The organism is Pseudomonas sp. L5B5, from assembly GCF_020520285.1.
Classification (GTDB): Bacteria; Pseudomonadota; Gammaproteobacteria; order Pseudomonadales; family Pseudomonadaceae; genus Aquipseudomonas.
The window spans coordinates 1,644,082-1,670,083 of record NZ_CP084742.1; the positions used below are offsets into that span (position 1 = coordinate 1,644,082).

General features: G+C 64.7%; 29 protein-coding genes. 18 read left to right on the forward strand and 11 right to left on the reverse strand.

All coding sequences use genetic code 11. The features are described 5' to 3' along the window. Positions 1 to 68 precede the first annotated feature (68 nt). From LGQ10_RS07360 to LGQ10_RS07370, 3 genes are all read left to right on the forward strand, one after another. Positions 69 to 1,382: an NAD(P)/FAD-dependent oxidoreductase gene (locus LGQ10_RS07360; protein WP_226525144.1), complete on the forward strand. Its 1,314-nt coding sequence runs from the start codon at positions 69 to 71 to the stop codon at positions 1,380 to 1,382. 72 nt (positions 1,383 to 1,454) lie between these two features. After that, on the forward strand, positions 1,455 to 1,841 hold the full coding sequence (locus tag LGQ10_RS07365; RefSeq protein ID WP_226525145.1) for a GFA family protein: 387 nt from the start codon (positions 1,455 to 1,457) through the stop codon (positions 1,839 to 1,841). Further along, positions 1,838 to 2,302 (forward strand): hypothetical protein, encoded by a 465-nt coding sequence (locus LGQ10_RS07370; RefSeq protein ID WP_058438643.1) that lies wholly within the window; start codon positions 1,838 to 1,840, stop codon positions 2,300 to 2,302. Before LGQ10_RS07365 ends, LGQ10_RS07370 begins: the two co-directional genes overlap by 4 nt. 145 nt (positions 2,303 to 2,447) lie before the next feature. On the opposite strand, the gene nadE is transcribed toward LGQ10_RS07370, so the two are convergent. The 3 genes from nadE to LGQ10_RS07385 are packed head-to-tail and all read right to left on the reverse strand — an operon-like array spanning position 2,448 to position 5,181. Beyond that, positions 2,448 to 3,293, reverse strand: coding sequence for an ammonia-dependent NAD(+) synthetase (nadE, locus tag LGQ10_RS07375; RefSeq protein WP_226525146.1), 846 nt, complete (start codon positions 3,291 to 3,293; stop codon positions 2,448 to 2,450). 1 nt (position 3,294) lies between these two features. Beyond that, the gene (gene pncB, locus LGQ10_RS07380) at positions 3,295 to 4,524 is read right to left on the reverse strand and encodes a nicotinate phosphoribosyltransferase (protein WP_226525147.1); all 1,230 of its coding nucleotides are present in this window, start codon (positions 4,522 to 4,524) and stop codon (positions 3,295 to 3,297) included. A gap of 9 nt (positions 4,525 to 4,533) precedes the next feature. Beyond that, a complete protein-coding gene (locus LGQ10_RS07385) occupies positions 4,534 to 5,181 on the reverse strand; it encodes a nicotinamidase (protein WP_058433186.1) in 648 nt (215 codons plus the stop codon). A gap of 182 nt (positions 5,182 to 5,363) precedes the next feature. On the opposite strand from LGQ10_RS07385, the gene LGQ10_RS07390 reads away from it, so the two are divergent. The 3 genes from LGQ10_RS07390 to LGQ10_RS07400 are packed head-to-tail and all read left to right on the forward strand — an operon-like array spanning position 5,364 to position 7,130. Beyond that, the gene (locus tag LGQ10_RS07390) at positions 5,364 to 5,909 is read left to right on the forward strand and encodes an adenylyltransferase/cytidyltransferase family protein (protein WP_226525148.1); all 546 of its coding nucleotides are present in this window, start codon (positions 5,364 to 5,366) and stop codon (positions 5,907 to 5,909) included. A gap of 1 nt (position 5,910) precedes the next feature. Continuing rightward, positions 5,911 to 6,618 carry an NUDIX hydrolase gene (locus LGQ10_RS07395; RefSeq protein WP_226525149.1) on the forward strand — a complete coding sequence of 236 codons (708 nt, stop codon included), beginning with the start codon at positions 5,911 to 5,913 and terminating at the stop codon, positions 6,616 to 6,618. Positions 6,619 to 6,623: 5 nt separating this feature from the next. Then, positions 6,624 to 7,130: an NUDIX hydrolase gene (locus LGQ10_RS07400; RefSeq protein WP_226525150.1), complete on the forward strand. Its 507-nt coding sequence runs from the start codon at positions 6,624 to 6,626 to the stop codon at positions 7,128 to 7,130. Here LGQ10_RS07400 and LGQ10_RS07405 read toward each other — a convergent pair. Then, positions 7,127 to 8,032, reverse strand: a complete 906-nt coding sequence (locus LGQ10_RS07405) for a LysR family transcriptional regulator (RefSeq protein WP_058434248.1) — start codon at positions 8,030 to 8,032, stop codon at positions 7,127 to 7,129. The genes LGQ10_RS07400 and LGQ10_RS07405 overlap by 4 nt on opposite strands. Positions 8,033 to 8,133: 101 nt before the next feature. Between LGQ10_RS07405 and LGQ10_RS07410 the strand changes: the two genes are divergently transcribed. Further along, a complete protein-coding gene (locus LGQ10_RS07410; protein ID WP_058434247.1) occupies positions 8,134 to 9,306 on the forward strand; it encodes an acetylornithine transaminase in 1,173 nt (390 codons plus the stop codon). Positions 9,307 to 9,382: 76 nt separating this feature from the next. Here the strand turns inward: LGQ10_RS07410 and LGQ10_RS07415 are convergent, their stop codons facing one another. Next, positions 9,383 to 9,919 carry a DUF4174 domain-containing protein gene (locus LGQ10_RS07415; RefSeq protein ID WP_058434246.1) on the reverse strand — a complete coding sequence of 179 codons (537 nt, stop codon included), beginning with the start codon at positions 9,917 to 9,919 and terminating at the stop codon, positions 9,383 to 9,385. Between the two features lie 608 nt (positions 9,920 to 10,527). On the opposite strand from LGQ10_RS07415, the gene LGQ10_RS07420 reads away from it, so the two are divergent. From LGQ10_RS07420 to LGQ10_RS07430, 3 genes are all read left to right on the forward strand, one after another. After that, positions 10,528 to 11,517: a response regulator gene (locus tag LGQ10_RS07420; protein WP_058434245.1), complete on the forward strand. Its 990-nt coding sequence runs from the start codon at positions 10,528 to 10,530 to the stop codon at positions 11,515 to 11,517. Positions 11,518 to 11,520: 3 nt separating this feature from the next. After that, complete coding sequence (locus tag LGQ10_RS07425) at positions 11,521 to 12,468, forward strand: GGDEF domain-containing protein (RefSeq protein WP_058434244.1); 948 nt, start codon at positions 11,521 to 11,523, stop codon at positions 12,466 to 12,468. A 113-nt stretch (positions 12,469 to 12,581) separates the two neighbouring features. Then, positions 12,582 to 13,907: a PQQ-like beta-propeller repeat protein gene (locus LGQ10_RS07430; protein ID WP_226525151.1), complete on the forward strand. Its 1,326-nt coding sequence runs from the start codon at positions 12,582 to 12,584 to the stop codon at positions 13,905 to 13,907. A gap of 7 nt (positions 13,908 to 13,914) precedes the next feature. Here the strand turns inward: LGQ10_RS07430 and LGQ10_RS07435 are convergent, their stop codons facing one another. Beyond that, positions 13,915 to 15,042, reverse strand: coding sequence for a saccharopine dehydrogenase family protein (locus LGQ10_RS07435; RefSeq protein ID WP_226525152.1), 1,128 nt, complete (start codon positions 15,040 to 15,042; stop codon positions 13,915 to 13,917). A 437-nt stretch (positions 15,043 to 15,479) separates the two neighbouring features. Between LGQ10_RS07435 and LGQ10_RS07440 the strand changes: the two genes are divergently transcribed. Then, a complete protein-coding gene (locus tag LGQ10_RS07440; RefSeq protein WP_058437142.1) occupies positions 15,480 to 16,349 on the forward strand; it encodes an isocitrate lyase/PEP mutase family protein in 870 nt (289 codons plus the stop codon). Between the two features lie 33 nt (positions 16,350 to 16,382). Here LGQ10_RS07440 and LGQ10_RS07445 read toward each other — a convergent pair whose 3' ends face one another. Further along, entirely contained in the window at positions 16,383 to 16,787 is a 405-nt protein-coding gene (locus LGQ10_RS07445) for a response regulator (RefSeq protein ID WP_058437143.1), read from the reverse strand. A gap of 169 nt (positions 16,788 to 16,956) precedes the next feature. On the opposite strand from LGQ10_RS07445, the gene LGQ10_RS07450 reads away from it, so the two are divergent. The 3 genes from LGQ10_RS07450 to ppnN all read left to right on the forward strand — a co-directional run bounded on the left by LGQ10_RS07450 (position 16,957) and on the right by ppnN (position 20,007). Next, complete coding sequence (locus tag LGQ10_RS07450) at positions 16,957 to 17,706, forward strand: SIR2 family NAD-dependent protein deacylase (RefSeq protein WP_226525153.1); 750 nt, start codon at positions 16,957 to 16,959, stop codon at positions 17,704 to 17,706. 51 nt (positions 17,707 to 17,757) lie between these two features. Continuing rightward, entirely contained in the window at positions 17,758 to 18,411 is a 654-nt protein-coding gene (locus LGQ10_RS07455; protein ID WP_226525154.1) for a suppressor of fused domain protein, read from the forward strand. 222 nt (positions 18,412 to 18,633) lie between these two features. Further along, on the forward strand, positions 18,634 to 20,007 hold the full coding sequence (gene ppnN, locus LGQ10_RS07460) for a nucleotide 5'-monophosphate nucleosidase PpnN (protein WP_226525155.1): 1,374 nt from the start codon (positions 18,634 to 18,636) through the stop codon (positions 20,005 to 20,007). 63 nt (positions 20,008 to 20,070) lie between these two features. Here ppnN and LGQ10_RS07465 read toward each other — a convergent pair whose 3' ends face one another. Then, entirely contained in the window at positions 20,071 to 21,096 is a 1,026-nt protein-coding gene (locus LGQ10_RS07465; protein ID WP_226525156.1) for a hypothetical protein, read from the reverse strand. A 128-nt stretch (positions 21,097 to 21,224) separates the two neighbouring features. Between LGQ10_RS07465 and LGQ10_RS07470 the strand changes: the two genes are divergently transcribed. Both LGQ10_RS07470 and LGQ10_RS07475 read left to right on the forward strand, forming a co-directional pair. Continuing rightward, positions 21,225 to 21,599 carry a DUF2784 domain-containing protein gene (locus LGQ10_RS07470; protein ID WP_058438265.1) on the forward strand — a complete coding sequence of 125 codons (375 nt, stop codon included), beginning with the start codon at positions 21,225 to 21,227 and terminating at the stop codon, positions 21,597 to 21,599. Between the two features lie 131 nt (positions 21,600 to 21,730). Continuing rightward, positions 21,731 to 22,420, forward strand: a complete 690-nt coding sequence (locus tag LGQ10_RS07475) for a TetR/AcrR family transcriptional regulator (protein ID WP_226525157.1) — start codon at positions 21,731 to 21,733, stop codon at positions 22,418 to 22,420. Here LGQ10_RS07475 and LGQ10_RS07480 read toward each other — a convergent pair. Both LGQ10_RS07480 and LGQ10_RS07485 read right to left on the reverse strand, forming a co-directional pair. Next, positions 22,417 to 23,226, reverse strand: coding sequence for a helix-turn-helix domain-containing protein (locus LGQ10_RS07480; RefSeq protein WP_226525158.1), 810 nt, complete (start codon positions 23,224 to 23,226; stop codon positions 22,417 to 22,419). The genes LGQ10_RS07475 and LGQ10_RS07480 overlap by 4 nt on opposite strands. After that, the gene (locus LGQ10_RS07485) at positions 23,216 to 23,683 is read right to left on the reverse strand and encodes a GNAT family N-acetyltransferase (RefSeq protein WP_058435220.1); all 468 of its coding nucleotides are present in this window, start codon (positions 23,681 to 23,683) and stop codon (positions 23,216 to 23,218) included. The genes LGQ10_RS07480 and LGQ10_RS07485 overlap by 11 nt, the downstream gene beginning before the upstream one ends. Positions 23,684 to 23,821: 138 nt before the next feature. On the opposite strand from LGQ10_RS07485, the gene LGQ10_RS07490 reads away from it, so the two are divergent. Both LGQ10_RS07490 and LGQ10_RS07495 read left to right on the forward strand, forming a co-directional pair. After that, entirely contained in the window at positions 23,822 to 24,223 is a 402-nt protein-coding gene (locus LGQ10_RS07490; RefSeq protein ID WP_226525159.1) for a DUF6713 family protein, read from the forward strand. Between the two features lie 13 nt (positions 24,224 to 24,236). Continuing rightward, on the forward strand, positions 24,237 to 24,566 hold the full coding sequence (locus LGQ10_RS07495; protein ID WP_058435218.1) for a hypothetical protein: 330 nt from the start codon (positions 24,237 to 24,239) through the stop codon (positions 24,564 to 24,566). Positions 24,567 to 24,575: 9 nt separating this feature from the next. Here the strand turns inward: LGQ10_RS07495 and LGQ10_RS07500 are convergent, their stop codons facing one another. After that, complete coding sequence (locus LGQ10_RS07500) at positions 24,576 to 25,931, reverse strand: MATE family efflux transporter (protein WP_226525160.1); 1,356 nt, start codon at positions 25,929 to 25,931, stop codon at positions 24,576 to 24,578. Positions 25,932 to 26,002: the final 71 nt, after the last annotated feature.

Sequence of the window (26,002 nt, forward strand, 5' to 3'; positions counted from 1 at the left end):
GGCAACCCGACGTGCTGGCCGCTGCCTGCAAGCAGCGGTCCGGTTCACTCTTTTGCGAGGATTTCCCCATGAGCGCCGCCTTCGATCCGCGGACCCCGGCAGCCGAACGCTGCCCCAGCTACTACAGCGCCACCCTGAACCAGGAAACCCAGTACCCGACCCTGCAGGGCACCCATCAAGTGGATGTGGTGATCATCGGCGGTGGTTTTACCGGCGTCGCCAGTGCCGTGGAACTGGCCGAGCGTGGCCTCAAGGTGGCCATCGTCGAGAGCCACAAGATCGGTTGGGGCGCCAGCGGACGCAACGGTGGCCAGGTCACCGGCAGCCTGTCCGGCGATGCTGCCATGCGCCAGCAGATGCGCCGCAGCCTGGGCAATGAAGTGGAGGACTTCATCTGGCACCTGCGCTGGCGCGGGCACCAGATCATTCGCCAGCGGGTGGAGAAATACGCCATCGCCTGCGACCTCAAGCATGGTCATCTGCACGCGGCCTACAAGCCCGGGCACCTGGCCGAGTTGCGCGCATCCTACGATGAAGCCGTCGAGCGCGGCATGGGCGACGAGGTCAGCCTGCTGGACCGGGATCAGGTCCGCGGCCTGCTGGAAAGCGACCTGTACCACGGCGCGATCAAGAACACCCGCAACCTGCACCTGCACCCGTTGAACCTGTGCATCGGCGAAGCCCGCGCCGCCGAAAGCCTCGGTGCACTGATCTTCGAACACAGCCCGGTGCTCGAGATCGTCCATGGCCCGCAGCCGGCAGTGGTCACCGCCCAGGGTCGTATCGAGGCTCGCCAGGTCCTGCTGGCCGGCGACGTCTACCACAAACTCGAACCCAAGCAACTCAAGGGCAAGATCTTCCCGGCCATGGGCGGCATCGTCACCACCGAGCCCCTGGGCGAGCTGGCCAGGCGCCTGAACCCCGAGGACCTGGCCGTGTACGACTGCCGCTTCGTGCTCGACTACTACCGCATGACTGCCGATGGGCGCTTGCTGTTCGGTGGCGGCGCCAACTACAGCGGCAAGGACTCTCGGGATATCGCCGGTGAGCTGCGCCCCTGCATCGAGCGCACCTTCCCGGCGCTCAAGGGCGTGGGCATCGACTTCCAGTGGAGCTGCGCCATGGGCATCGTGATCAACCGCATCCCGCAGCTGGGCAAGCTCTCGGACAACGTCTGGTATTGCCAGGGCTACTCCGGGCATGGCGTGGCCACCAGCCACATCATGGGCGAGATCATGGCCGAGGCCCTGACCGGCCACCTGGGCCGCTACGACACCTTCGCCGCCTGCCGGCACATCCGCGTGCCCTTCGGCGACCAGTTGGGCAACCCGATGCTGGCCGCCGGCATGTGGTACTACCAGATGCTGGAAAAACTGCGCTGAGCCGCGCTGTAGGGCGTGCTAGATTCGCCTTCCAGCCAAGACCGGCACAATCCCGGATACAGGAAGACTTGCATGAGCACAGTGATGTACCAGGGCGGCTGCCTGTGCGGGCAGATTCGCTTCGAAGCCCGGGGGCCTGCCGCCAATCCCCATACCTGCTCGTGCAAGCTGTGCCAGCGCCACAGCGGCGCCCTGACCCTGGCCTGGGTCGAGTTCCCCCGCGAGCGGGTGAGCTGGACCGGACCAGGCGGTGCCCCGGCCACCTTCAGGTCGTCGGACTATTCCAGCCGGGCGTTCTGTTCCCAGTGCGGCAGCTCCCTGGGCGCCATCGATGATGAACCCACGGTCGCCTTGCTGCTGGGGACGTTCGACAGCAACAACCGCAAGGCGCTGATGCCCACCCACCACTCCTACAAGAGCCGGCGACCACGCTGGTGGCACGCTGGAGAAGCACCATGAACCAGGATACCGGCCGCGAAAAACTGGCGACGCATATCTGGACCTGGTACGGCCAGGACCAGTACCGCTGGCTCATCCTCCTGGGCGAACTGGGGCCGGCCCTGGAGTTCCTGGCCATGGACGCGGAGCAGCAACGGGTGGAGATCGGCTGCTGTGCGGAATGCAACCTGTGGTCCGATCAGTTGGATTACCTGGAGCGTTTCGTGCGGGATTTCCCGGCGCGGCTGGACCCGGTCCTGCACCAGCACCTGCAAGCCTTGCTGGAGGCCTGCGAGGGCCTGAGCCGGGAGGCCTATGGCATTACCCTCGAGGACAACGGCTTCGAACACCGGCAATGGCAGCCATTGCGCCAGGCGGCCCAGCTAGCACTGGAGGACCTGGGCTGGCCCGAGGCCAGGGAACACATGCCCGAGCTGGTCGCCGATTGCCGTGTGGCCCTGGACAAGTGGCGCGACGGTTGAAACTGCTTCGTGTAGCCGCTGCCGCAGGCTGCGCATGGCTCGGCACGAGCCACATCTGGCGTATCAGAAACTGGCCTGATGTACCCCATCGCCTGGTTTGGCGGGTGCTGCGCACCCGTTCGCAGCCTCGCGTGCTCGACAGCGGCTAGAGGGGCCGGGCATGAGGGGTCGGAGTGCAGGGCAAGGCGCGCTTGTGGGCGCTGCGACGGTAGGCGTTCTCGATCAGTTGCCGCACCCTGTCGATGACCGGCTGGCCCATCAGGTAGGCGTCGATTTCCTCGTAGCTGCAGCCATAGGCGTCCTCGTCCAGCTTGCCCGGGGCCAGTTCTTCGAGGTCCGCGGTGGGCGCCTTGTGCACCAGGTGCCCGGGGGCCCCGAGGGCACCAGCCAGCAGCCGCACCTGGGTCTTGGTCAGGCCCGACAATGGCGCCAGGTCACAGGCACCATCACCGTACTTGGTGAAGAACCCCATCAACGCCTCGGCGCCATGGTCGGTGCCCACTACCAGGCCATTGCTCAGGTTGGCGATTGCATACTGGGCCAGCATCCGTGCCCGGGCCTTGACGTTGCCCTTGGCAAAGTCCGTGAGGGCCGGCGAAGGCTGCAGGCCGTCGACCTGCACCTGGTGCATCAGGCCATCGACACAGTCGGCGATGTTGCAGGTGCTGATGCTGTCCGGGTGAATGAATGCCAGGGACGCTTGGGCATCACGTTCATCCGCCTGGCTGCGATAGGGCAAGCGCATGGCGATGAAGCGAGCGTCATGTCCCGCCTCGCGCAATTGCTCCACCGCCAATTGGCACAGGCGCCCGGCCACCAGGGAGTCCACTCCACCGCTGATGCCCAGCACCAGGCTGTGGCAACCGGAAGCACCCAGTACCTGCTGGATGAACGCCACGCGGCGGGCAATCTCGGCAGGCTCGCCGCCAGGGACCAGTTGCCGATCGATGCCCAGTTCACGGGCAATACGTTCTTGGGTCGAGTTGCTCATGTCAGGCCTCCAGGGGCGAATTGGCGAGATCGACGTTGAACACTTGCGCCGCATAGCGAAGGAAGGATGGGTCTTCGCAGACGTTCTTGATCGGGTCATCGGAGAACTTCACCACCGGTTCGCCATGCACCCGTACCAGCTTCATCACGATGCTCAGCGGCTCCACACCCTCCACATCGCAGGCCAGGCTTGTGCCCATGCCAAAGCCGAAGCGGGCCTGGCCACGCACATGACGCAGGATCGGCAGGCACTTCTCGAAGTTCAGGCCGTCGGAGAACATCAGGTCCTTGGTCCGCGGGTCGATGCCCAGTTCCCGGTAGCGGGCCAGGACCTTGTCGGCCCACACCAGCGGGTCCCCGGAATCCTGGCGCAGGCCGTCGTAGAGCTTGGCGAAATACAGGTCGAAGTCCTTGAGGAAAAAGTCGGTGCTGATGCAGTCGGTCAGGGCAATGCCCAGGCGCCCGCGATACTCGTGCACCCAGTTTTCCAGGGCCGCGTTCTGGCTCTCCCGCAGCCGCCCCAGTTGCTGGTGCACCATCAGCCACTGGTGGGCCATGGTGCCGATCAGCGGCAGGTCGAATTCGTAGGCCAGGTGCGCATTGCTAGTACCGACGAAGATCCCGGGGAAATCGCTGCGCATGATCTTCACCACTTCGCGCTGGGCCTTGAACGACAGGCGCCGGCGGGTGGAGAAGTCCGAGACCCGCAGCTCGGCCAGTTCTTCGCGGCTGGCGTTTTTCTCCAGCCATTCGAACTTCTGGTAGAGCCGGCGAGTGACGTCCGCCAGCTCGACATCCGGGTATTTATCGCGGTTGCGCAGCTCGCTGACCATGGCCAGCACCGGCTGTTCGAACATGATGCAGTGCAGCATCGGGCCACGGACGCGGATGCTCAGTTGGCCATCGACGGCGGCCACATGGATGTAGCGCAGGTTGAAGCGGAACAGGCCGAGGAACTGTTCGAAATCCGGGGTCAGGTATTCGCGAAAACGCTTGTTGAACAGAAACCGCTGCTCGCCTTCGCGCATCTGCAGACCTGCCAGTTTCTCCAGCTCCTGGCGGATCTCGGGGATCAGGTGCACCAGGGACTCCCTGGAGCGGACGATGAACTGGTATTCCACATCGACATTGGGGTGCTGGTGCAGCACGGCCTGCATCATGGTGAAGGTGTAGTAGTCGGTGTCCAGCAGGCTCTGGATCACGCCGTTGTCGCGGTCAAATGCACTTTCCATGGTGACTCCTCAAACGCTGGCCAGTCTGGCGGTTTCTTCGCGGGTCGCGGCAACCGTGATGCCCGCTTGTTGCAGCTCGGCGATGGCCTGTGCAGCACCGTCGGCGCTGATGGCCCGGCACGCCGGCAGGTGGATGATCACCTTGAAACCGGCAGCGGCCAGTTGCAGGGCGGTAGTCTTGACGCAGAAGTCCAGGGCCAGGCCGCCGACGATGACTTGCTGCACGCCCTGGCCCTTGAGGTACTCGATGACCCCGGTGGACAGCTTGCCGTGCAGGTCGTGGTAGCAGGCGCCATAGGGGTGCAGGTCCGGCTCGACACCCTTCCACACGAAGTAGTCGTAGTCATAGGGCGCGGGCAGCTCGTCCAGCAAGGTGAAGCCCGCGGTGCCCGGTACGCAGTGACTGACCCAGGTCAGGTCGGCATGCTCCAGGCCGGTGGGCTGGAGCATCTGTGCGTGCTCGGCCACTACCCAGGGCGCCCGGGGGCTGTGGGCATCCTTGCTGCCAACGCGCAGGCCGGCCAGGGTTGCCATGAAGTTCAGCTCGCCACCGATGCGGTCGCCCTCGACCACGGGCAACTCGTCCGGGCACAGCGGGGTGAAGCTCTTTTGCGCATCGACATCGAAAGAAGCGGTCTTCATCGTTTGACTGTTCATGCTGGGTCTCTCCTCTGCATGGAACACAAAGTACATGTCATGTACTTTTGTTGCAATACCCCTGCTTCAGGTTTTTTTGCGCTGCCAAATAGATCACAAGTCAAAGAACCACCCCAACCAATAGTTGCAACGAGAGGAAGCAGTGATAAAGTACACGTCGTGTACCAAATGAGGATAAGCAGATGTTCGAACTGGCCCTCTACGGCGGCGCCTTCAATCCGCCCCACGCCGGACATGCCCAAGTGATGCTCGAGGCGGCTCGCCATGCCCGGCGCGTCTTGGTGGTACCCAGCTTTCGCCACCCCGATGGCAAGCGCATGGCCGACTTCGAGCAACGCGCACTCTGGTTGCAGGCCATCACCGGACACCTGCAAGCACAGTGCCCGGCCGAACTGGCGGTGAGCCGCCTGGAGCAACAACTGGCACTGGCCGATCCCGGCCCGGTGTACAGCATCACCCTGCTCGAGCGCCTCGCCGATGACCTGGCCCTGGAGGGCAAGCGCATCGCCCTGGTGGTCGGTGAAGATGTAGCCCAACAGCTGTCCAGGTTCCATCGCGGCCAGGAGTTGCTGCAGCGCTTTTCCGTCCTCTGCATCGAGGAACAGCCCGGCGTGCGCAGCACAGTCTTGCGCCAATGCCTGGCCCGGGGCGAAACACCGCCCAGCCAGTGGCTGGCACCGGGGATGAATCCGCTAAACTATGGCCTCTACGCCGTCCACGGAAGTTGATATGCACGACCGCCCCACCCTCGCCAACGCCTACCTGCACACCATCGACCTGTGCCTGTTGCGCTACAACCGTGACAGCGGCGCACTGGAAATCCTCCTGCACCAGCGTGACAGCGAGCCCTTCGCCGGGCACTGGGCCCTGCCGGGGATCGTGGTCAACGGCGATGTCGAGGATCGCAGCCTGAACGATGCGGTAGAACGCCTGCGCCGTTCGAGCAAGGTAGACATGCCCCTGGCCTGGCTGGAACAAGTGGGCACCGTGGGCGACGCCTTTCGTGATCCGCGCTGCTGGTCTTCCTCGACCTTCTACCTGGGGATCGCCAGCGAACCCGTGCAACCAGGTGCGCAGCAGGGCTTCTTCGCCTTGCAGGAAGTGGCCAGCGGCGCCTTCAAGCTGCCCTTCGACCACAACAGCCTGGTGGCCCAGGCCCATGACCGGCTACTGTCCAAATCCCTGTACAGCAGCCTGCCGCTGATGTTCCTCGGCAACGAGTTCAGTGCCCCCGAGGCGGTGGCGATCTTCTCCACCGTGCTGCAACGCCCAGTGCTCAAGACCAGCATCCGCCAACGCCTGCTGAAGATGAGCGAAGCCGGCTACCTGCGCGACACCGGACGCAAGAAGAGCGGTGACGGCGGCCGCCCCCAGGCGACCCTCAACAATCTCAAGCCCGAGCAGGTGTACCTGTTCGATCGTTGTTTCCTGGAGTGACCCACATGAGTTCGACCCCCGATAATCAATGCCTGCTGGAAACCCCCTATTTCAGGGTGGTCCGTGAACAGGGCTACTTCATCATCAAGGAAGCCCAGGCGGTGAACGGCGTGGTCGCCGTGCCGACCCTGGCCGATGGTCGGCTGATGCTGGTGGACCTCAGGCGCCGGGCCATCGGCGGCCAGTCCATCGAGTTTCCACGGGGGGCCATCGATGCCGGCGAAAGCCCCTGTGACGCCGCCACCCGCGAACTGCTGGAGGAAACCGGCTGGCAGGCCTCGCAGGTGCGCCAACTGGGATTGCTGCACAGCAATACCTCGCTGATCGCCAGTGCCGTTGCGGTGTGCCAGGTGGAAATCGCCGAGCAACAGGCCATCGCCACCGATGGCGAGGTCGACAAGCTGCTGTGGGTCAGCCGCCAGGAACTGCTGGCGATGATCGCCGCCGGACGCATCACCGATGGCCATACCCTGTCGGCAGCGATGATGCTGCTGGCTCGGGAAGCGTCCTAGATCCGTCCCCACTTCTCCAGGACGAAGTCGACGAAGCTGCGCAGCTTGGGCAGTCGATAGCGGTCCTGGGCATAAAGCAGATGCATCGCCCGCAGGGGCAGTTGATAGTCCTGCAACAGGGCCACCAGCCGCCCCTGCTGCAGGTCTTCTTCGACCAGGGCATCGGGCATCATCACGATTCCCAGGCCGCCGCGCGCTGCGCGATGCAGGCCGGACGAGGTGTTGGCCAGCAACGAACCGGACACCGGAATCAGCACATCGCCCTGGGGCCCGCTCAGGGGCCACTGGCTGGCGGTGGAACTCCATTCGTCACCTGCCGGAAAGGCGAACGCCAGGCAGTTGTGCTGCGCCAGGTCTTCGGGAACCTGGGGCGTGCCGTGGCGTTCCAGGTACTGCGGTGCCGCACAGATGGTCAGGGTGTAGTCCTGCAGGGGACGAGCGATCAGCGCACTGTTATCCAGATTGCCCAGGCGAATGGCCACATCGAAGGTGCCGTCGGCAAGGTCGAAGCGCTGGTTGGCCAGACTCAGCTCGACCTTGACCTGGGGACAGCGCTGGCGGAACTCGCTCAAGGCCGGCGCCAGGCGCTCGGTGCCGAACGTCACGGGCGCGGTGATGCGCAAGGTGCCGGAGGGCGTGCCCTGGGCCTGCTCCGCCAGGTGTTCGGAATCGGCCACCAGCCCCAGCACCGCCAGGCAACGCTGGTAATACTCGATACCGAATTCGGTCAAGCGCTGGCGGCGGGTGGTCCGGTTGAGCAGGCGCACGCCCAGACGCTGCTCCAGGGCCCGCAGGTGATTGCCCACCATGGTGGTGGACAAGCCACATTCCCGGGCGGCGGCGGTCATGTTTCCGGCCTCCACCACCTTGACGTACACCGACATCGCCTGGAACAGATCCATTATCAACCCTTGCTTCAAGATGATTAAAGATCTACTGAGTTTATCTAGTCAGGCTGGCTAACGATACTGGCGACACCCCTACCTGGATGGAGTACCCCGCCATGACCGCCGCCCTGATGAGCACTTACCAGCCACTGTCCCTGAGCTTCAGCAAAGGCCTGGGTACCCGACTCTGGGACCAGGCCGGCCGCGAATACCTGGACGCCATCGCCGGCGTGGCCGTGACCGGTGTCGGCCATTCCCATCCACGCCTGGTCAGCGCCATCAGCGAACAGGCCGGGCTGCTGCTGCACACCTCCAACCTGTACAGCATCGACTGGCAACAGCAACTGGCCACGCGGCTGACGGCACTGGCCGGCATGGACCGGGCGTTCTTCAACAATTCGGGGGCCGAAGCCAATGAGACCGCCTTGAAACTGGCGCGCTTGCATGGCTGGTACAAGGGCATCGAGCGGCCGCTGGTGGTCGTGATGGAGAACGCCTTTCACGGCCGGACCCTGGGCACCCTGTCGGCCAGTGACGGGCCAGCGGTACGCCTGGGCTACGGGCAATTGCCAGGGGATTTCCTCAAGGTGCCCTTCGGCGACCTGGCGGCCCTGGAGCAGGTCGCAGCCAGCCAGGGCTCACGCATTTGCGCGGTGCTGATGGAGCCGATCCAGGGCGAGAGTGGGATCCAGCTGGCGCCGGCAGGTTATCTCAAGGCTGTGCGCGAACTGTGCTCGCGGCGCAACTGGCTGCTGATGCTCGACGAGATCCAGAGTGGTATCGGCCGTACCGGCCGCTGGTTCGCCTGCCAGCACGAAAACGTGGTACCGGACGTGATGACCCTGGCCAAGGGCCTGGGCAACGGTATCCCCATCGGTGCCTGCCTGGCCCAAGGCAAGGCTGCGCAACTGTTCACCCCGGGCAGCCACGGCAGCACGTTCGGCGGCAACCCTCTGGCCTGCCGTGTGGCCTGCACAGTGCTGGACATCATCGAGGAACAGGGCTTGCTGGCCAACGCCGAACGCCAAGGCACCCTGCTTCTGGAGCTTCTGCGCGAAGAACTGTCGGGGCATCCGCAGGTGCTGGAGATTCGTGGCCAGGGATTGATGATCGGCCTCGAACTGCAGCATCCGGCTCCGGACCTGGTGCAGGCTGCCGCCCGGGATCATGGGCTACTGATCAATGTCACCCGGGGCAAGACCATCCGCCTGCTGCCACCGCTGGTGATCGATGAGGCAGAGGTAAGGACGATCGTCCAGGCGCTGAGCCAGTTGCTGGATCGCCCTTGAGCGCAACCGGGAACTACCTGGGGGCGGGAGCAATGCCGGGGCTGCAGTCCGCTCCCGGCAGGTCCTGAAACCTGGCTCAGTCGTCCAGGGCTTGGGGCGCCGCCGCAGGCTTGGCCTGCTTGCCAGCCTTGGCATTGGCCGGTTTGGCCTGGGGTTCCGGCGCTGGGGCCGGGGCGGCCGCCTGCTTCTCGGCCGCCGGTAACTGATCGATGGTGCTGAAGACTTCCTTGAGCTCGAGGGCTCCGGAATGCTCAAGCTTCTTCTCGCCGTCCTTGCCCACCAGGATCACCTTGGTCTGGGCTCCGGCACCCAGCTTGAGGCTGCGGATCAGGGCCATGGTGGATTGCGGATCGATGTCCTTGCCGTCGCGCTGGCCGATGGTGTTGACCACCGTGTACAGGACCATGTTGCGCTCGCTGAAGGCCTGGCGGTTGGCCGGCTCCTCGAGGGACTTCTTCAGGCTCACCAGGGTCGGATCGACGGTACTGGGGGCGATCACGATCAGTGCCCGTGACTTGCCCAGGTCCTGGGCCAGTGGGCCATCGTTGTCGGCAGCCAGGACAGGGCCTGCGACAACGAGCAGAGTAGCGAGGGTCAATGACCGAATGAACATGCGTCTCTCCTTATATTTTCCACGCAGTAATGATTGCGCATTGCGGGAAAAGGTCCAGCCCGAGACTCAAAATCTGACATTTTTTCCCACTGCGGCGCCTCGCGCGCCCGTGCTTCTTTGCATTTACCGGAAGATCTCGGATAACCGCTGAACTTCCCGAGCCTGCACGCCGCTGAAAAATCACTCTTCGGATTATTGCGTCTCGCACTATTAAAGTTTGCGCAGGGTAACTAACAAGTTGCACTCACTCAGTTTAATAGTCACTGGCAAAGTGTCATTTTTCGAACGCCAGAAAACAGTCATTAACGATTCGGTTAATTTGGCGACGCTCGCCCCCGGCCTCCGAAGCATCATCGGCAACGCCTGTAAACAGGGTTGAACAGCATTGCCAGGGCGAGCAAACGCCACATGAACCTGCGCCGTGAATTGCACCGAACAATGACCTGAAGCAAATAACCCGCCTACCCGCTACTTGTTCTTTCTTTATCCGTCGCTCTATAGTTCCGCGCGGCACGGACAGCCTGTAACAAACAATATACAAACGGCAACTCGTCATATTTCCGAACACTATCCACCTGCGGATTTTTTCGAATGAGCGTCCGATCCCGATGATTCCCCTTCTCGTCTGCGATGACTCGAGCATGGCCAGAAAGCAGGTATTGCAGACCTTGCCCGGAGAGTGGCGAGTGTCCGTGACCCAGGCCTGCAACGGCCGCGAAGGGCTGGAGGCGCTGCGCAGGGGCTTGGGCAAGGTGGCGCTGCTGGATTTGACCATGCCGGTGATGGACGGCTACCAGGTGTTGAGCGCCGTGCAGGAAGAAGGCATCGACGCGCAGATCATCGTCATCTCCGGTGACGTACAGGAAGAAGCCGTGCGCCGGACCCGTGAACTCGGGGCCCGGGCGTTCCTCAAGAAGCCTTTCGATCCCCAGCAACTGCGCAGCTTGCTCAACGAGTTGCAGTTGCTGGACAACGGACGCTGCAAGCCGGTGCCCAATCCCTCGCCCCCGCCGGTGGTGACCTTTCGCGATGCCTTTCGCGAGACTGTCAACGTCTCCATGGGCTACGCCGCGGCTCTGATCGCCAGGGTCCTGGACGTGTTCGTGCACCTGCCGATTCCCCACGTCAATGTGCTGGAGGCCGGCGAACTGCAAATGCTCCTGGCGGACGCCAACCGTACCCGGCAACTGACCGCCATCTGCCAGAGCTACATCGGCAGTGGCATCGCCGGCGAGGCGCTGTTGATGTTCCATGACTCCTCGGTGGCCGACATCGCCCAACTGATGGAACAAGGCACCGACCCCTACCAGGAAATGGAGGTACTGATCGACTTGTCCAGCGTACTGATCGGTGCCTGCCTGAGCAGCATCGCCGACCAGCTGGATGTGTTCTTTTCCGTGGGCCATCCCCAGGTGCTGGGGGAACACACCGCTATCGACGAGCTGATCGTGCTCAACCAGCAGCGCTGGAAGAACACCCAGGCGGTAGAGATCAGCTACAGCCTGGATGAACAGAACATCCACTTCGACCTGTTGCTGCTGTTCACCGAGGGCTCGCTGGCCCTGCTGGAACAGAAGCTCGCCTACCTGATGAGTTGAATCATGCCCAGACGAATGGATTTCAGCGAACTGCACTGGCTGCTGGCAGTGGTCCAGAGCATCGACGTGGGCATCGTGGTGCTGGACCTCGAGTGCCAGGTCCAGGTTTGGAACAGCTTCATGGAAAACCGCTCCGGGGTGGCCTCCAAGCAGGCCATCGATTGCTCGTTCTTCGAGCTGTTCCCCGAGGTCGAGCGGCCCTGGTTCACCCGCAAGGTCGGACGGGTCGTGGCCCTCGGCACGCCCGCCTTCACCATCTGGAAACAGCGGCCCTACCTGGTGCACTTCAAGAATTACCAGCCGATCACCGGCCAGGGCGAGTTCATGTACCAGAACACCACGCTGCTGCCCCTGCGCTCCTCCAATGGCGAGATCCACCACGTATGCCTGGTGATCTACGACCTCACTGACGTGGCGATCAACAACCTGGGCCTGCAGAAGGCCAACCACCAGTTGCAGCAACTGTCGCGCACCGACCACCTCACCCAGCTCTACAACCGCGGCCACTGGGAACAGCGCCTGCAGCATGAATATGCACGCCACGACACGGCCTTCGCCCTGCTGATGCTGGACATCGACCACTTCAAGTCGATCAACGATCGCTACGGCCACCAGGCCGGCGACGCGGTGATCAAGCGCCTCTCGGAACTGATCCACGCCCACCTGCGCGACAGTGACGTGGCCGGGCGTTATGGCGGCGAGGAGTTCGCCATCCTGCTACCGCACACCGAGCTGAGCGGTGCCCAGAGCCTGGCCGAACGCCTGCGCCAGGCGGCGGAGAACCAGGCGGTGCTGCACAACGGCCAGGTCATTGCCTTCACCATCAGCCTGGGCATCGCCTGCCTCGATCGCCCGGCCCGGGATCACCGCTGCCTGATCGAATGGGCCGACCAGGCGCTGTATGCCTCCAAGCATGCAGGGCGCAATCGGGTCAGTACCTACACGCCTTGAGCAGCACTTCACGTCCTTGAAAAAAAACCGCCTGCAACGGATAAACTGCGCGCTTTTCCAGTCCATCTCCGGTCTGCTATGCCTTTTCCAGCGCCACAAGGAGTCCTGCGCGCATGTCCTCGTCGAATTCGAATCTCTCCCCGCAACAGCAATGGCACCAAGCCGTACTGATGTACGCCGAGCGCATCAACCGCTATGTCGAGACCGGCACGCGAGAGGGCTTCGACGGCCTGCAGGAACCTCGCATGCCGGACAGCGCCCACCTGCTGCCGGCCTGGCAGGCAGCTCTGGAAGCAAGCAATCAGGGGCCCCACGATGAAGCCGCGCGCCAGGCCTTTCGCCAGGACTGGCCGCCCGCGCACTTCCCGCTGTTGCCGCGCCTGGAAAGCCAGGGACGGATGATTCCAGCCCTGGCCCTGTTGCCGGACGGCAGTTTGCTGGCACGCATCGGAGCGCCCTACGAGGCCGGCTCCGTGGTGCATATCGTCAACGACCAGGTCGAGACCCTGGAACACGTGGAATTCTTCGGCATGTGCCCGCGGCGGCGCTATGTCGCCTGGGCGCAGGCCGAGGGCGTGCAGGTGACCGACGGCTGGAATGGCCCGCAGGTGGCGAGCTTTCCCTGGCCCGATGGCCATGCCGGCCTGCCCCAGGGCCTGGACCTGCAAGACACCGGGCATCCCAGCCCCAGCAGCCTGATTCCATTCCCGGACGGGCGCAGAGTGCTGCTGGTGGGCGCCGACGGCATCTTCGTCCTGGCGGCCGATGGCGCCACCCGCCTGCTGCGCCGGCTGGAGGACATCCAGCAGGACCTGGCCGATGGCGTGGCCCCCGATGACCTGACCATCGGCCTGTCCATGGAGCATGGCGCAGTGTCGCCGGACGGCCAGTGGATCGCCGTGGGCGAACAATGCGGTTCCCACCTGGTGTTCGATGCCCGCCTGCAACCTGTGGCCGAGATCGGCCCTGCCAGCGAGTACCCGCACTTCGCGTACTTCAACCAGCGCGGCGACCGCCTGCTGCTCAACGCTTGCCACTTCTATGGCGGCGCGAGCCTGGGGGTGGCAGTGGCGGACCTGCCGGGCCTGGCCACCGACTTCTACAGCGACGACCCGCGCACCCCGGTGTTGCAGCAAGGCGCTCGGGTATACGCGGCGGCGTCACGGGGCGACGAGTTCATCATCGGCGATGCCTACGGTTACCTGCGGGCCTTCAGCGACACTGGCGAGGAACGCTGGCAGCACTATATCGGCTCGACGTTCAGTGCCATGGACATCAGCCCCGATGGCAAGTCCCTGGTGGCCGCCACCTATGCCGGGATCATCGTGCGCATCGAACTGGACCGTGGCCGCCCGGCCTGGCAGATCGGCACGGGCGAGCACCATGAAGTGCAGCGCTGGCTGTTCTGGAAAGACCTGGCCAAGCCGCTGCTGTGGTGAGGCACGATCAGCCCGCCTGGCGTGAGAACTCGACCTGCATCTGCAGGTTGGCCGGATCGTCGATGGCCCGCAGGTACTGCTCCAGGCTGACTTCACCCGCGCAGGCGCGGGCCCCCGGGAGCAGCGACTGGCCCTCGAGCACCTTGAGCACCACCGCTACCGCTGCGCAGCTGGGAATCTCCGGACCGTGATCATTGGCGGCGGTCAGTTGCGCGGTCATCGACAATGGCTGGCCATCCTGGCCCAGGCCATGCACATCAACGTACATGGCACTCAGGCCATCGCCCAGCCACTCGAACCAGGTGCCGCAGCGATGCAGGCGTGCGGCCCACGGCGCCGGGTCGCGCACCAGCCCCAGCTTCACCGCCTGGGCCAGCGCGGCGTTGGCCAGGCCGGCAACCTTGAGCCCGGCGCCTGCCTTGAATGACAAGGTATGGGCGCCATAACGCGCGGCGAACAGGTCCAGATCCGGCACATCGACATTGGCCACCAACCGGGTGCCCAGCCGTGGCAGTTTGCGCAGGGTCAGGCCCTGCCAGCCGATCACCGGGTGCGGCTGGCCATCCTTGAGTTGCAGGATCGGCCGGCCGGCATAGGCCAGCACGCCGAGGATGGTGGACAGCCCGGGCATTTTCGCCGAAGAGGAAATACCGTGCTCGATGCGCTCGATCCGGGAAAAGCGTTGGCGATGCTCATCGATGATCGCGGCCGACAGGGTCGGTACCGAGCTGCAGCCGCTGAGCACTGCTACCCCGGCTGCCCGGGCCTGGGCATCGAGGGCGCCGATACCACCGACGAATTGCCGGCAATCGGCCAGGTCGCAATAGTTGACCCCGGCCTCGATACAGCCGCGCGCCACAGCATAGGATTGCCCCTGGAACGGCCCGCCGGTATGGATCACCCAGTCGATGCCCAAGCGCTTGAGCGCCGGCCCCCATTCCTCGCCCATGGCGTCGCCGCACCAGCCTTCGCAAGGCTGGCCCTCCTCCGCGCGCAAGGCCTGGACCTTGGCTGCCAGGCGCACCGGGTCACGTCCGGAAATCACCAGGTGCAGACCGGGCCTGTGGATCAGGTAGCGACAAATGATGCTGCCAAAATTGCCATAACCACCGACCACCAACACCCTGAGCGTCATTGCCTGCATCCCTGAAGTGAAAACGTTGCGCCGCTGGATGGCCGCAATCCGAGGCGCGGCAGCTTCCTCGATTTACCTCGAATCGACAAGTGCCAGGCACCCGGCCCGGAGCACGGCGGAGGGCTTGCACAGCACTTGTAACATTAAGTTGCTAAAAAATTTCCAATGCCAGTCCGGCATAATGCTATGCAAATTCCTCATCATCTACGGCCCCGGAGCATGTTAGCCTCGTCCTGCTATGTCGGCCTCGCATAACAAACCCGCAGTTTCATCCAACCAAGCGGGATAAAGACGCCTTGCTACTCCTCTTGCTTCACCTTCATCTGCCCAACCAACGTTTCGCCGCGAACCGTTCGATCATCGGCTCGCCAAGGGAACTGATTGCAAAATTCGACTCGACCTGAAGGTCGATCTCTCGATCCCATCTCGGAGCTGTTATGTCCAGGCTTTCCCATCAAGATTTGCGCCGCGGTTTCCGTGAACTGATCGCCTCTTCTTCCTGCTATCACACTGCTTCTGTGTTTGACCCGATGTCCGCCCGAATCGCTGCCGACCTGGGTTTTGAAGTGGGCATCCTCGGTGGCTCCGTAGCCTCGCTGCAGGTCCTGGCGGCCCCCGACTTCGCCCTGATCACCCTCAGCGAATTCACCGAGCAGGCCACCCGCATCGGCCGCGTGGCCCAGCTGCCGGTGATCGCCGACGCCGACCACGGCTATGGCAACGCCCTCAACGTGATGCGCACCGTGGTCGAACTGGAACGCGCCGGCATCGCTGCGCTGACCATCGAGGACACCCTGCTGCCGGCGCAATTTGGCCGCAAGTCCACCGATCTGATTTCCGTTGCCGAAGGGGTCGGCAAGATCCGCGCAGCGCTGGAAGCCCGGATCGATCCGGAACTGGCGATCATCGCCCGGACGAACGCCGGGATCCTCCCGGTGCAGGAAATCATCAGCCGTACCCAGCAGTACGAACGCGCCGGCGCCGACGCCATCTGCATGGTCGGCATCCGCGACTTCGAGCAACTGGAACAGATCTCCGAGCACCTGAGCGTGCCGCTGATGCTGGTGACCTACGGCAACCCGGCACTGCGCGACGACGCCCGCCTGGCGCAGCTGGGCGTGAAGATCGCAGTCGACGGGCACGCCGCCTACTTCGCCGCGATCAAGGCCACCTACGACTGCCTGCGCGAGCAGCGGCAGATCTTCACCCAGGCCTCGGACCTGAGCGCCACCGAACTGGCGCACACCTACACCCAGCCCGAGGAGTACATCGTCTGGGCGCGGGAGTTCATGAGCGTCAAGGAGTAACAGCGGCAGTTGGCCGGGGTAAGGCGCGATGCCTCAACCCCGGGCCGACCTCAGCGCACCCTCGACGCAATCCAGAATCTGGCCAATGGTCCAGGGCTTGCGGATGAACGACACCGGATAACGTACCCCGGAGCTCTCGGGGGTCTCGAAACCCGACATCACCACGATCGGCATCCCGGGCCAGTGCTCGCCGCACAGGTTGCTCAGGCTCGCGCCATTGAGCCGGCCTGGCATGGTGATATCGGTCAGCAGCAGCGCCACGTCCGAGGCCCGCTCGCCCAGGAACTCCCAGGCCTGATCGGCACTTTCCAGGGCTTGGGTGGCATACCCTTCGTCTACCAGGATCTCGCACAGGAACTCCAGGACCGTCGGCTCGTCCTCCACCACCAGGATCAAGCGCCTGCAAGCACCGTTGTTCATGGGTGAAGTTGAATGCATGAGTGACACTCCCTGGCAGGTTGGATGGGCGAGCCAAGCCGCCGACACACTTATGAGCGGTACTGCGAAGATAAATTCACTTGCCGTGACCGTCGGCGGATAATGCCAGCCCCGCCAGCTTCACCCAAGTAGCGCAATCGGCGATGAATGAACGGAGGCTTGTCATTTCATGGAGTTCGATCCCAAGCGCCTGGCGCGGGCCAGGCACGTGGTGGTGTTCAGCGGTGCCGGGGTCTCGGCGCAAAGTGGCATCCCGACCTTTCGTGATGCCCTGACCGGCCTCTGGGAACACTTCGATCCCGCGCGCCTGGCCACGGTACAGGCCTTTCGCGAGGACCCGGCCCTGGTCTGGGGCTGGTACGAATGGCGGCGCCAGAAGGTGCTTGAGGCCCAGCCCAATGCCGCCCACCTGACCATCGCCGAACTGGCTCGTCGCCTGCCGCGCCTGACCCTGATCACGCAGAATGTCGATGACCTGCACGAGCGTGCCGGCAGCCTCGATGTGCTGCACCTGCACGGCAGCCTGCACGCTCCCAAGTGCTTCGCCTGCCACCGCCCCTTCACCGGCCCATTGCCCCTGCCGTCGCTGCCCGAGCAAGGCGCCCGCCTGGAGCCGCCGCGCTGCACCGGCTGCAACGGCAAGATCCGGCCCGGGGTGGTGTGGTTTGGGGAAGCGCTGCCGGAGCGAATGCTCAAGCGTGCCGTCCAGGCCGCCCGCGAGTGCGACCTGCTGCTATCGGTGGGCACCTCCGGGCTGGTTCAACCAGCGGCGCGGATTCCCCACCTGGCCCTGCAACAAGGCGCGTGCGTGGTGCATATCAACCCGCAGCCCCAACCCTGCACTGCCCCGGGGGAATACAACCTGGTGGGCAGGGCCGGCGAAGTACTGCCTCACCTGCTGGACCAGGCCTTTGCCTGACCACCGGGCGGTCCACAACGGGCCGCCCGCCTCTTTCAAGGACGCTCCAACATGTCGGATACCCAAGACCTCCCGTGGTTCGAAGCCGCCTGGGGACAACGCGAAGAACAGGTCTATCGCAAGCTGTTCGGTGACCTCGGCCCGGGAATCCATCCCCTGGACATGAGCCTGTTCCGCGACGCCGCAGTCGACCCGCGCTGGCTGACCCATGGGGTCTTCGAGTCGCCGCCCAACGCCCGCCACGACAGCTGGCTGTACGTCACTTCGGGGCTGTCCAATGCCTGGCACGACGAACACCCGAATGCCGAGGGCTGGTCCGGCCTGGGCCGCGAGCTGTTGCTGGAAACCCGCGAGCAATCACCCTGGGCGCTGTACCTGTTGCGCCATTTCTGCGCCTATCAGTTGCTGCTGGCCGCCGGCCATTTCGGCGAGCGACCGCTGCTGGATGAATGGGATCGCATGCGCCTGGGCAATCCCATCGACGGCAGCACCAGCCAGCTGCAAAGCGTGCTGTTCATCGCCGCGCCAGGTTTTGCCGGGACGCAGCAACTGCTCTCCGGGCGCTTCGACTTCCTGCAACTGGTGGGCATGACCCCGGATGAACACAACTGGGCCGAGACCGAAGGCTACCCGCAGTTGCTGGAACGCCTGGCGCGGGCCGGCGCCTCGCCGGTGATCGATCCGCAGCGGGCCGGCATCCTGTGACCCTCCCCGAAAACCATGGGCCAGGCCGCGACTCATCATTTTTCCCGCCACGGTGGTTCGTCATGAGGTAGATTCAAGCAGCGAACACCTTCGCAGCGACCATCGTTTTCTTGCCCAACCGCTGGAAACCCGGCCTCCCGATACGGATGGCCCTGTTCACTGCCCCGCTCTTCTGCGCCACCTGGCCATGACCCGGTGTCGCCGCTTTCAGGAAATGGATGAATGCCGCAAAGACATGTGATCAATGCTTCGGTCAGCCCGAAAGGCAGCCTGGAGACCCTCTCGCAACGTGAAGTGCAGCAACTGAGCGCCGCCAGCTCCGGCAGCATCTACACACTGTTCCGCCAGTGCGCCCTGGCCATCCTCAATACCGGCGCCCACGTCGACAACGCCAAGACCATCCTCGACGCCTACCACGATTTCGAAGTACGAATTCACCAGCAGGACCGCGGCGTGCGCCTGGAACTGCTGAACGCCCCGGCCGATGCCTTCGTCGACGGCGAGATGATCGCCAGCACCCGGGAAATGCTGTTCAGCGCCCTGCGCGACATTGTCTATACCGCCAACGAACTGGACAGCCAGCGCATCGACCTGGAAAGCTCCCAGGGCATCACCGACTACGTCTTCCACCTCCTGCGCAACGCCCGCACCCTGCGCCCCGGCGTGGAGCCCAAGATGGTGGTGTGCTGGGGTGGCCACTCGATCAACACCGACGAGTACAAGTACACCAAGAAGGTCGGCCACGAGCTGGGCCTGCGCAAACTGGACATCTGCACCGGTTGTGGCCCGGGCGTGATGAAGGGACCGATGAAGGGCGCCACCATCGCCCACGCCAAGCAGCGCATGAGCAACAGCCGCTACCTGGGGCTGACCGAGCCGGGGATCATCGCCGCCGAGGCGCCGAACCCCATCGTCAACGAGCTGGTGATCCTGCCGGACATCGAGAAACGCCTGGAAGCCTTCGTCCGGGTCGGCCACGGCATCATCATCTTCCCGGGTGGCGCGGGCACCGCCGAGGAGTTTCTCTACCTGCTGGGCATCCTGATGCACCCGGACAACCACGACCTGCCGTTCCCGGTGATCCTCACCGGGCCCAAGAGCGCGGCGCCGTACCTGGAACAGCTCAACGCCTTCGTGCTGGCGACCCTGGGCAAAGCGGCCGGCCAGCACTACCAGGTGATCATCGACAACCCGGCCGAAGTCGCCCGACAGATGACCGAGGGCCTGAAGACCGTCAAGCAGTTCCGGCGCGAGCGCAACGACGCGTTCCACTTCAACTGGCTGCTCAAGATCGACGAAGGCTTCCAGCATCCGTTCGATCCGACCCACGAGAACATGGCCAACCTCAAGTTGAGCCATGCCCTGCCACCTCATGAACTGGCGGCCAACCTGCGCCGGGCGTTCTCCGGCATCGTCGCCGGCAACGTCAAGGACCAGGGCATCCGCCTGATCGAGCAAAAAGGTCCCTACAGCATCCACGGCGACCCGGCGATCATGCAGCCCCTGGACCAGCTGCTCGAAGCCTTCGTCGAGCAGCACCGCATGAAGCTGCCGGGCGGCGCGGCCTACGTGCCCTGCTATCGCGTGGTGAGCTGAACCTGGGGCAGAACCGACCACAAGCCCCGCATTCCGGTCCAGGGAGTGCGGGTTTCAGCCCCGTCACGGCACGCCTTCCATCCCCTGCGGTACTGGCGCCGCCTGCAACTGGCCCTCGAGCTGGCGCCCCAGGTAATGCACCCCGGCCATGACTCCGTGCTCCGGATCATGCAACTGCCTGAGCCAGGCCTGGTCGAACGCTTCGCCCAGGTCGCGCCGGGTCTGGGCCTGCAGATCCTGGCGATCGTTGTCCTGGACCAGCGCCCGCACACCGGCCACGCCCACCGAGATCAACGCCCCGGCCACCCGTCCCACGGCGGCGGCCACCGCGCCGGCGACTCCGCGTCCGGCAAACTGGGCCTGGAGCTTGTCGCTGGTCTGTTGCGCAACCCGCGGCACGCCCGAGGTGCCCGAGGCCTGCTCGGGCACACGCAACCTTTGCAGCAGCGGACCATAGGCCGGCAACCGGGCGATCGGCTCGACCTGCAGCAGTTGCCGCAGACTGGCCCGCTGGCTCGCCTGGGGCCCCAGGTCGATGGCCGTGATCCGCTCCAGGTGCTGGTCCAACTGCACGGCTGGCAGTTGCAGAGCACCCGTGGTCAGCGCCAGCTGCTGACGCAGCAACTGCACATAGAACTCCATGGCCTGCGCGGTGATCTGGTCGGCATCGATCTCCAGCGCCACGGGCACCAGCACCCGCTGCTGATACTGCTCTTGCAGATACAGCGCCAGGCGCCTGGAAGCCTGGTCGCTGTCGCGGCTGTTGAGCGAGTACCAGCCGACCTTCAGCGACAACCACTCCTGGGTCCAGTAACCACTGAACCAGGGAATGAAGTGCTCGTCGGTCTGCTGGTAGACCCGGGTCCGCCACTGGTCCATGGAGCCCTGGGCATAGACTTCGGCCTGCAAGGTGGCAGAGCGCGAAGCCTGCAGCAATGCACGGTCCACCTGCTGCCAGGTGGCCGCGGCAACCGGGGCCTGCACCACGGGTTCAGGGGCGCGACCGGCGCAGCCCACCAACGCCAGCAGCCCGAGGGCGACCAGCCAGGCCCTGCCGTGAACGCTATCCAGCGCCTGTGAGCACACCACCAGCCCCTCCCTGAATGCAGTGCCGGACCCGGTCCGCACTGAGCTTTTTTCAGTATAGGTAGCGCGACACCGGTATATTGCCCCGGCGCTCGCGCCATGGACTTGTCTGCCCCGCCCAAGGAACCCTCATGCTCTACCGTATTGCCGCCGACAGCCTGGTGCTGTTCCACCTGTCCTTCATCATTTTCGTCCTGCTGGGCGGCCTGCTGGTGCTGCGCCATCCCCGGATGATGTTGTTGCACCTGCCCGCTGCAGCCTGGGGCGTAGCCGTGGAAGTCGGCCACTTGGAGTGCCCACTGACCCGCTGGGAAAACCTGCTCCGCCATGCCGCCGGGCAACAAGGCTACGAAGCCGGCTTCATCGAGCACTACTTGATTCCACTGATCTACCCTGCCGGGCTGACCCCGGGTATCCAGTTGTGGCTCGGCGGCCTGGTGCTGCTGATCAACCTGTCGGTGTATGCCTGGCTGACGCGACGCTGGCTGCGCAACCGTCGCGCGTGAAAGCCCCGGGGTCGCCAGCCGGCCCCGATTCCCCCCTCAGCCTCATGGCAGGCGCCCAAGCCGTTGAAGTCGGGGCAGACGCATCGCTATATACTTTTGTATATTGCGAAATCGAATCACGAGATGCCCCCATGCCTGCGCCCTCTTCTCCCGCACTCGCCCCTCCCCGACCACCTGGACGTGAGCGCCAGTCCCGATTGCGCCATCGGCAACTGATTCTCGACGCAGCCTGCAGCGAGTTCGCCGCCCGGGGTTTCAGCGCCTGCCAGACGCTGGACATCGCCCTGCAGGCCGGCGTCCCCAAGGCCAATCTCTATTACTACTTCCACACCAAGGAAAACCTCTACGCCGAGGTTCTCAAGCCATTGCTCGAACCCCTGCGCCAGGCTTCGGCACTGCTGTCTGCCAGCGCCGTACCGACGGCCGCGCTCGGCGCCTACATCGCCGCACGATTGCAGATCATCCAGGCTTATCCCTTGCGCTCGAAGATCCTCTGCAGCGAATTGCTGCATGGTGCCCAGCAGTTGCCAGCCACCTGGCGCGAAGCCCTGCAGGCCCAGCACCACAACGCCATCGCCTGCCTGCGCAACTGGATGGGGCGTGGCCTGATCCAGCCCGTCGCCCCGGAGCACCTGCTGCTGTTCATCGATTCGGCGACCCAGACCTACCCCACCCTCGGCTGGCAGATCGCCTTGATTCGCGGCAGTGGCGAACCCACCGACGACGACTTCCAGGATGTCGCCAGGACCCTGACCCAGATGGTCCTGGCCGGCATCGGGGTGACCCCGGGCATCTGCCTGGAGCCCGCTCCAGTGCTCTAGCTGCCCGCCGCCTCGGCGCAGGCCCGGGTCAAGGCCTGCCAGGTGACCTCGTCGGCCGGTATCAGGTGCTCGATGCGCAGCGAGGCAACGGTGATGTCCTGGGGCATGCCGAAGGTGGTGAAGGTGGAGAGAAAACGCAGTTCGCCCGCCGGGCCGTGCACCCGGGTCAACAACAGCGGCGTGGACAGCTCGGCCGGCTCCGTCGCCTGGGGCACCGGCAAGCGCGCCAGCAGCGCCGCCAACCCGGGAACCTGGCCGGCTTCCCGGGCTGCCCGTTGCCAGGCCACCTGGCGCATCTGTTCGGCATTGATCAGGCAGTCGCCAAAACCACCAGGCGCCAACAACGTCTCCAGCAGGTTGAAGCCCTCGCCCAGCGCCTGCCCAGGCAGGCCCAGCAACTGGAACAGGGCCTGGGTGCCGCGATTGGCCGCCAGCACCTGCCAGGTGCTGTCGATGACGATGGCCGGGGCCGGGTTGTTGGCCTCGAGCAGATGCAGCAACGCCGTGCGCACCGGGGCCAGCCCCGGGTCGCTCAAGGGCAGCGCGGCATAACGCGGTGCATAGCCAGCGGCGAGAAACACTCGGTTGCGCACCTCGAGGGGTGTTTCCAGGGTGTCCAGCAAGCGCTGCAACAAGGTGGGGCTGGGCTGGGCCCGACCAGTCTCGACACAACTGAGGTGCCGTTGCGACATGCCCGCCTGCAAGGCCAGGTCCAACTGGCTCAGGCGGGCCTGCCGGCGCAGCTGGCGCAACTGGCCGCCCACCGACAGGCAATCGGTACCGGGGTGATCAAGGTTACTGGTCATGGACGGTCTTGCAGAAGATCAGCTCAGGGTCCTGCTCGTCGAGGTTCTCGATCACCCCGCTGGGCTGGAAACCCGCCTTGGCGATCAAGGCCCGGGAAGCCTGGTTCGACTGGTTGGTGGAAATGAACAGCCGCGGTGTACGACACGCCTGTTGCGCCGCCGCCAACAGCCGCAGCGCGACGCCCTGGCGTTGCTGCCAGGGCGCCACGACCACCAGCGAAACGAAACCGTGCTCGAAGAAGTCATGGCTGAGCAGCAGGTAGCCGACGATCTGCCCGGCCGCGACTTCGACGAAGCCCTGGCCACGTCCGACAGCTTCGTCGACCGCCTGGCCTCGCGCCGGATGGCTGCGGGCATAGGTATCGCATTCGAGCATGGCCGGCACATCCGCAGGCACTGCCTGGCGGATAAGCGGGCTGGCCCCAGGCGGCGAGTCCTGATCGTTGCGGTTCGTCATCGTTCGGTCCTTGAGAGAGGTGCACATCGGTGCAGCACAGCGGATCTGCCTGTCGCTGTCTATGACCTGGGGGGTCATTGAGTGGCACGGCGCTCGCCACTTAGCCTGTTCGCCTTGCGTTGTTCAAGGAGTATTGCCGTGAGAAACACATTTTGGCTGCTGTGCATCGCCCTGTTCGCCGGCCATGAACTGGACGCCGTGGCCCAGGCCGAATGGCGCCTGCTGTACGGATTGCGCGACCTCGAGCCGGCCCAGGCCCGGACGCTGTTCATTGCCCTGCATGTGCCCCTGTGCATGGCCCTGATGCTGCTGGCCGGACATCCCCGGCCCCGGGTCCGGCGCGCCAGCCGGCGCTGGCTGGCCGGATTCGCCCTGGTCCACGCCGGGCTGCATTACCGCCTGCAGGAACACCCGCTGTACCTGTTCGATTCGCTGCTGTCCCAGGGCCTGATCTACGGCTGCGCCGGCGCCGGCCTGGGGTACCTGCTGCTGGACCTGGGCACCGTGCCTGACCGAACCCCGAGCTTCCCCCATCCATGACCGAGGACAACCCATGCCCCGCCCCTACCCTGCGCTCCTGGCCTTGCTGGCTTTCGGCGGCTACACCCTGTTCACCCTGCTGCAGGCCGAGCAGTCGTTGCTGCAGTTCGGCCTGCAATTGCTGTCGCGCCCGGACACCGCACAAGTGGTGATCGACCTGTACCTGATGGCACTCCTGGCCGGCTTGTGGATGCTGGCCGACGCCCGCGCCCGGGGGCGACCGGCGATCTCGGTGCTGCCATACCTGTTGCTGACAGCCGTCTTTGTCTCCATCGGTCCGCTGCTGTACCTGGTGGTGACCCGCTGGCGCCGTACACAACCACCCGGCGCCCGGCATCCCTGAGGCTACGCGTCAGACCAGGCGCTGGATCTTCTTGTGCCGCCAGACCAGCTTGAAGTAGCTGGTCTGCAGCACCAGCATGGTCAGGTAGGCCACCGGGAACGCCATCCATACGCCCTGCAGGCCGAAGTGCGCATCCAGCAGGTAGGCCGCCGGCAACTGTACCCCGAGGATGCAGAAGATCGAGATCGCCACCGGCATCAGCACCGTGCCGCTGGCCCGCATGATGCCGCCCACCACCGCCTGGAAACCGAACACCAGGAGGCTCCAGAGCATGATGTGCAACAGGTGCCCGGCCTGGACCAGGGCCGCCGGATCGATGATGAACAGCCCCAGCAGCCAATGGGAAATCAGGTAGCCGAGCAGCACCAGGGCCCCAGTCAGGCACAGGTTGATCAGCAGCCCGGTACGCAGGATGGGCGTGATCCGCTCCAGCTGGCCGGCGCCAATGGCCTGGGCACCGAGGATCGAGGCGGTGATGGCGATCGACAGCGCCGGGAACTGCACGTAATTGACGATCTGGGTCACCGCGCCGTAGGCCGCCGTGGCCTGGGAGCCGTGGTGGTTGACCAGGGCCAGGATCACCAGCTCCGAGAGCGAGATCACCACCATCTGCACCCCGGTGGGCAAGCCGATGCGCAACACCTTGGCCAATATCGCCCGGTCCAGCTTCAGCGCCGCGAACAGCGCCCGGTCCAACGCCAGCGGATGGGGCCGGCCCTTCAGGCGCCAGGCCAGAAACCCCATGGCGATGATGTTGCTGGCCAACCCGGCAAAGGCTGCACTCTGGATGCCCAGGGGCGGCAGGCCCAGCGAGCCGCGAATCAGCGCCGGGGTCAGGAGCAGCCCTACCACGGTCGAAACGATCAGCGCCAGCAACGGCGACAGGGTATCGCTGACACCGCGCAGCAATTGGGTAAAGAGCACGAAGACCAGCAGCAGCGGCAGGATCAGCATCATCACCCGGGCGTAACCCACGGCGTCATCCAGCACGTCCGCCGGGGTGCCCAGCCCCTGTAGCACTGGGCGGGCGAAAAGGCTGCCCAGCACCGCCCCCGCCAGGCCGATCAGGGCCCCGAGCAACAGCGTGCTGCCGGCCACCGACTTCACGGTATCCAGCTCCCGGGCGCCCCAGGCCTGTCCGATCAGCACCGAAGCCCCCGCGCCGAGGCCAATCACCAGGGCGATGAAAAAGAACAGGATCGGGAACATTCCCGACACGGCCGCCAGGGCCTGGGTTCCCAGCAACTGGCCGATGTAGATGCCGTTGAGCGTGCCGGAGAACGACTGCAGGAAGTTCGACAGCACCATGGGTAGCAGGAAGATCAGGTACACCTGCCAGAGCGGTCGCTGGGTGGCGATGGACATGCGCGGACAACCTCGAATCAGGGCTACGAAAAAAGGGCCACGGCGGCCCGGGCATCCACCGACCGGCTGTT

What these genes read in the sequence shown, in the direction of transcription:
- LGQ10_RS07360 (WP_226525144.1), top strand. Translation starts at nt 69, where the DNA reads ATGAGCGCCGCCTTCGATCCGCGGACCCCGGCAGCCGAACGCTGCCCC.
- LGQ10_RS07365 (WP_226525145.1), top strand. Translation starts at nt 1,455, where the DNA reads ATGAGCACAGTGATGTACCAGGGCGGCTGCCTGTGCGGGCAGATTCGC.
- LGQ10_RS07370 (WP_058438643.1), top strand. Translation starts at nt 1,838, where the DNA reads ATGAACCAGGATACCGGCCGCGAAAAACTGGCGACGCATATCTGGACC.
- nadE (WP_226525146.1), bottom strand. Translation starts at nt 3,293, where the DNA reads ATGAGCAACTCGACCCAAGAACGTATTGCCCGTGAACTGGGCATCGAT.
- pncB (WP_226525147.1), bottom strand. Translation starts at nt 4,524, where the DNA reads ATGGAAAGTGCATTTGACCGCGACAACGGCGTGATCCAGAGCCTGCTG.
- LGQ10_RS07385 (WP_058433186.1), bottom strand. Translation starts at nt 5,181, where the DNA reads ATGAACAGTCAAACGATGAAGACCGCTTCTTTCGATGTCGATGCGCAA.
- LGQ10_RS07390 (WP_226525148.1), top strand. Translation starts at nt 5,364, where the DNA reads ATGTTCGAACTGGCCCTCTACGGCGGCGCCTTCAATCCGCCCCACGCC.
- LGQ10_RS07395 (WP_226525149.1), top strand. Translation starts at nt 5,911, where the DNA reads ATGCACGACCGCCCCACCCTCGCCAACGCCTACCTGCACACCATCGAC.
- LGQ10_RS07400 (WP_226525150.1), top strand. Translation starts at nt 6,624, where the DNA reads ATGAGTTCGACCCCCGATAATCAATGCCTGCTGGAAACCCCCTATTTC.
- LGQ10_RS07405 (WP_058434248.1), bottom strand. Translation starts at nt 8,032, where the DNA reads ATGGATCTGTTCCAGGCGATGTCGGTGTACGTCAAGGTGGTGGAGGCC.
- LGQ10_RS07410 (WP_058434247.1), top strand. Translation starts at nt 8,134, where the DNA reads ATGACCGCCGCCCTGATGAGCACTTACCAGCCACTGTCCCTGAGCTTC.
- LGQ10_RS07415 (WP_058434246.1), bottom strand. Translation starts at nt 9,919, where the DNA reads ATGTTCATTCGGTCATTGACCCTCGCTACTCTGCTCGTTGTCGCAGGC.
- LGQ10_RS07420 (WP_058434245.1), top strand. Translation starts at nt 10,528, where the DNA reads ATGATTCCCCTTCTCGTCTGCGATGACTCGAGCATGGCCAGAAAGCAG.
- LGQ10_RS07425 (WP_058434244.1), top strand. Translation starts at nt 11,521, where the DNA reads ATGCCCAGACGAATGGATTTCAGCGAACTGCACTGGCTGCTGGCAGTG.
- LGQ10_RS07430 (WP_226525151.1), top strand. Translation starts at nt 12,582, where the DNA reads ATGTCCTCGTCGAATTCGAATCTCTCCCCGCAACAGCAATGGCACCAA.
- LGQ10_RS07435 (WP_226525152.1), bottom strand. Translation starts at nt 15,042, where the DNA reads ATGACGCTCAGGGTGTTGGTGGTCGGTGGTTATGGCAATTTTGGCAGC.
- LGQ10_RS07440 (WP_058437142.1), top strand. Translation starts at nt 15,480, where the DNA reads ATGTCCAGGCTTTCCCATCAAGATTTGCGCCGCGGTTTCCGTGAACTG.
- LGQ10_RS07445 (WP_058437143.1), bottom strand. Translation starts at nt 16,787, where the DNA reads ATGCATTCAACTTCACCCATGAACAACGGTGCTTGCAGGCGCTTGATC.
- LGQ10_RS07450 (WP_226525153.1), top strand. Translation starts at nt 16,957, where the DNA reads ATGGAGTTCGATCCCAAGCGCCTGGCGCGGGCCAGGCACGTGGTGGTG.
- LGQ10_RS07455 (WP_226525154.1), top strand. Translation starts at nt 17,758, where the DNA reads ATGTCGGATACCCAAGACCTCCCGTGGTTCGAAGCCGCCTGGGGACAA.
- ppnN (WP_226525155.1), top strand. Translation starts at nt 18,634, where the DNA reads ATGCCGCAAAGACATGTGATCAATGCTTCGGTCAGCCCGAAAGGCAGC.
- LGQ10_RS07470 (WP_058438265.1), top strand. Translation starts at nt 21,225, where the DNA reads ATGCTCTACCGTATTGCCGCCGACAGCCTGGTGCTGTTCCACCTGTCC.
- LGQ10_RS07475 (WP_226525157.1), top strand. Translation starts at nt 21,731, where the DNA reads ATGCCTGCGCCCTCTTCTCCCGCACTCGCCCCTCCCCGACCACCTGGA.
- LGQ10_RS07480 (WP_226525158.1), bottom strand. Translation starts at nt 23,226, where the DNA reads ATGACCAGTAACCTTGATCACCCCGGTACCGATTGCCTGTCGGTGGGC.
- LGQ10_RS07485 (WP_058435220.1), bottom strand. Translation starts at nt 23,683, where the DNA reads ATGACGAACCGCAACGATCAGGACTCGCCGCCTGGGGCCAGCCCGCTT.
- LGQ10_RS07495 (WP_058435218.1), top strand. Translation starts at nt 24,237, where the DNA reads ATGCCCCGCCCCTACCCTGCGCTCCTGGCCTTGCTGGCTTTCGGCGGC.
- LGQ10_RS07500 (WP_226525160.1), bottom strand. Translation starts at nt 25,931, where the DNA reads ATGTCCATCGCCACCCAGCGACCGCTCTGGCAGGTGTACCTGATCTTC.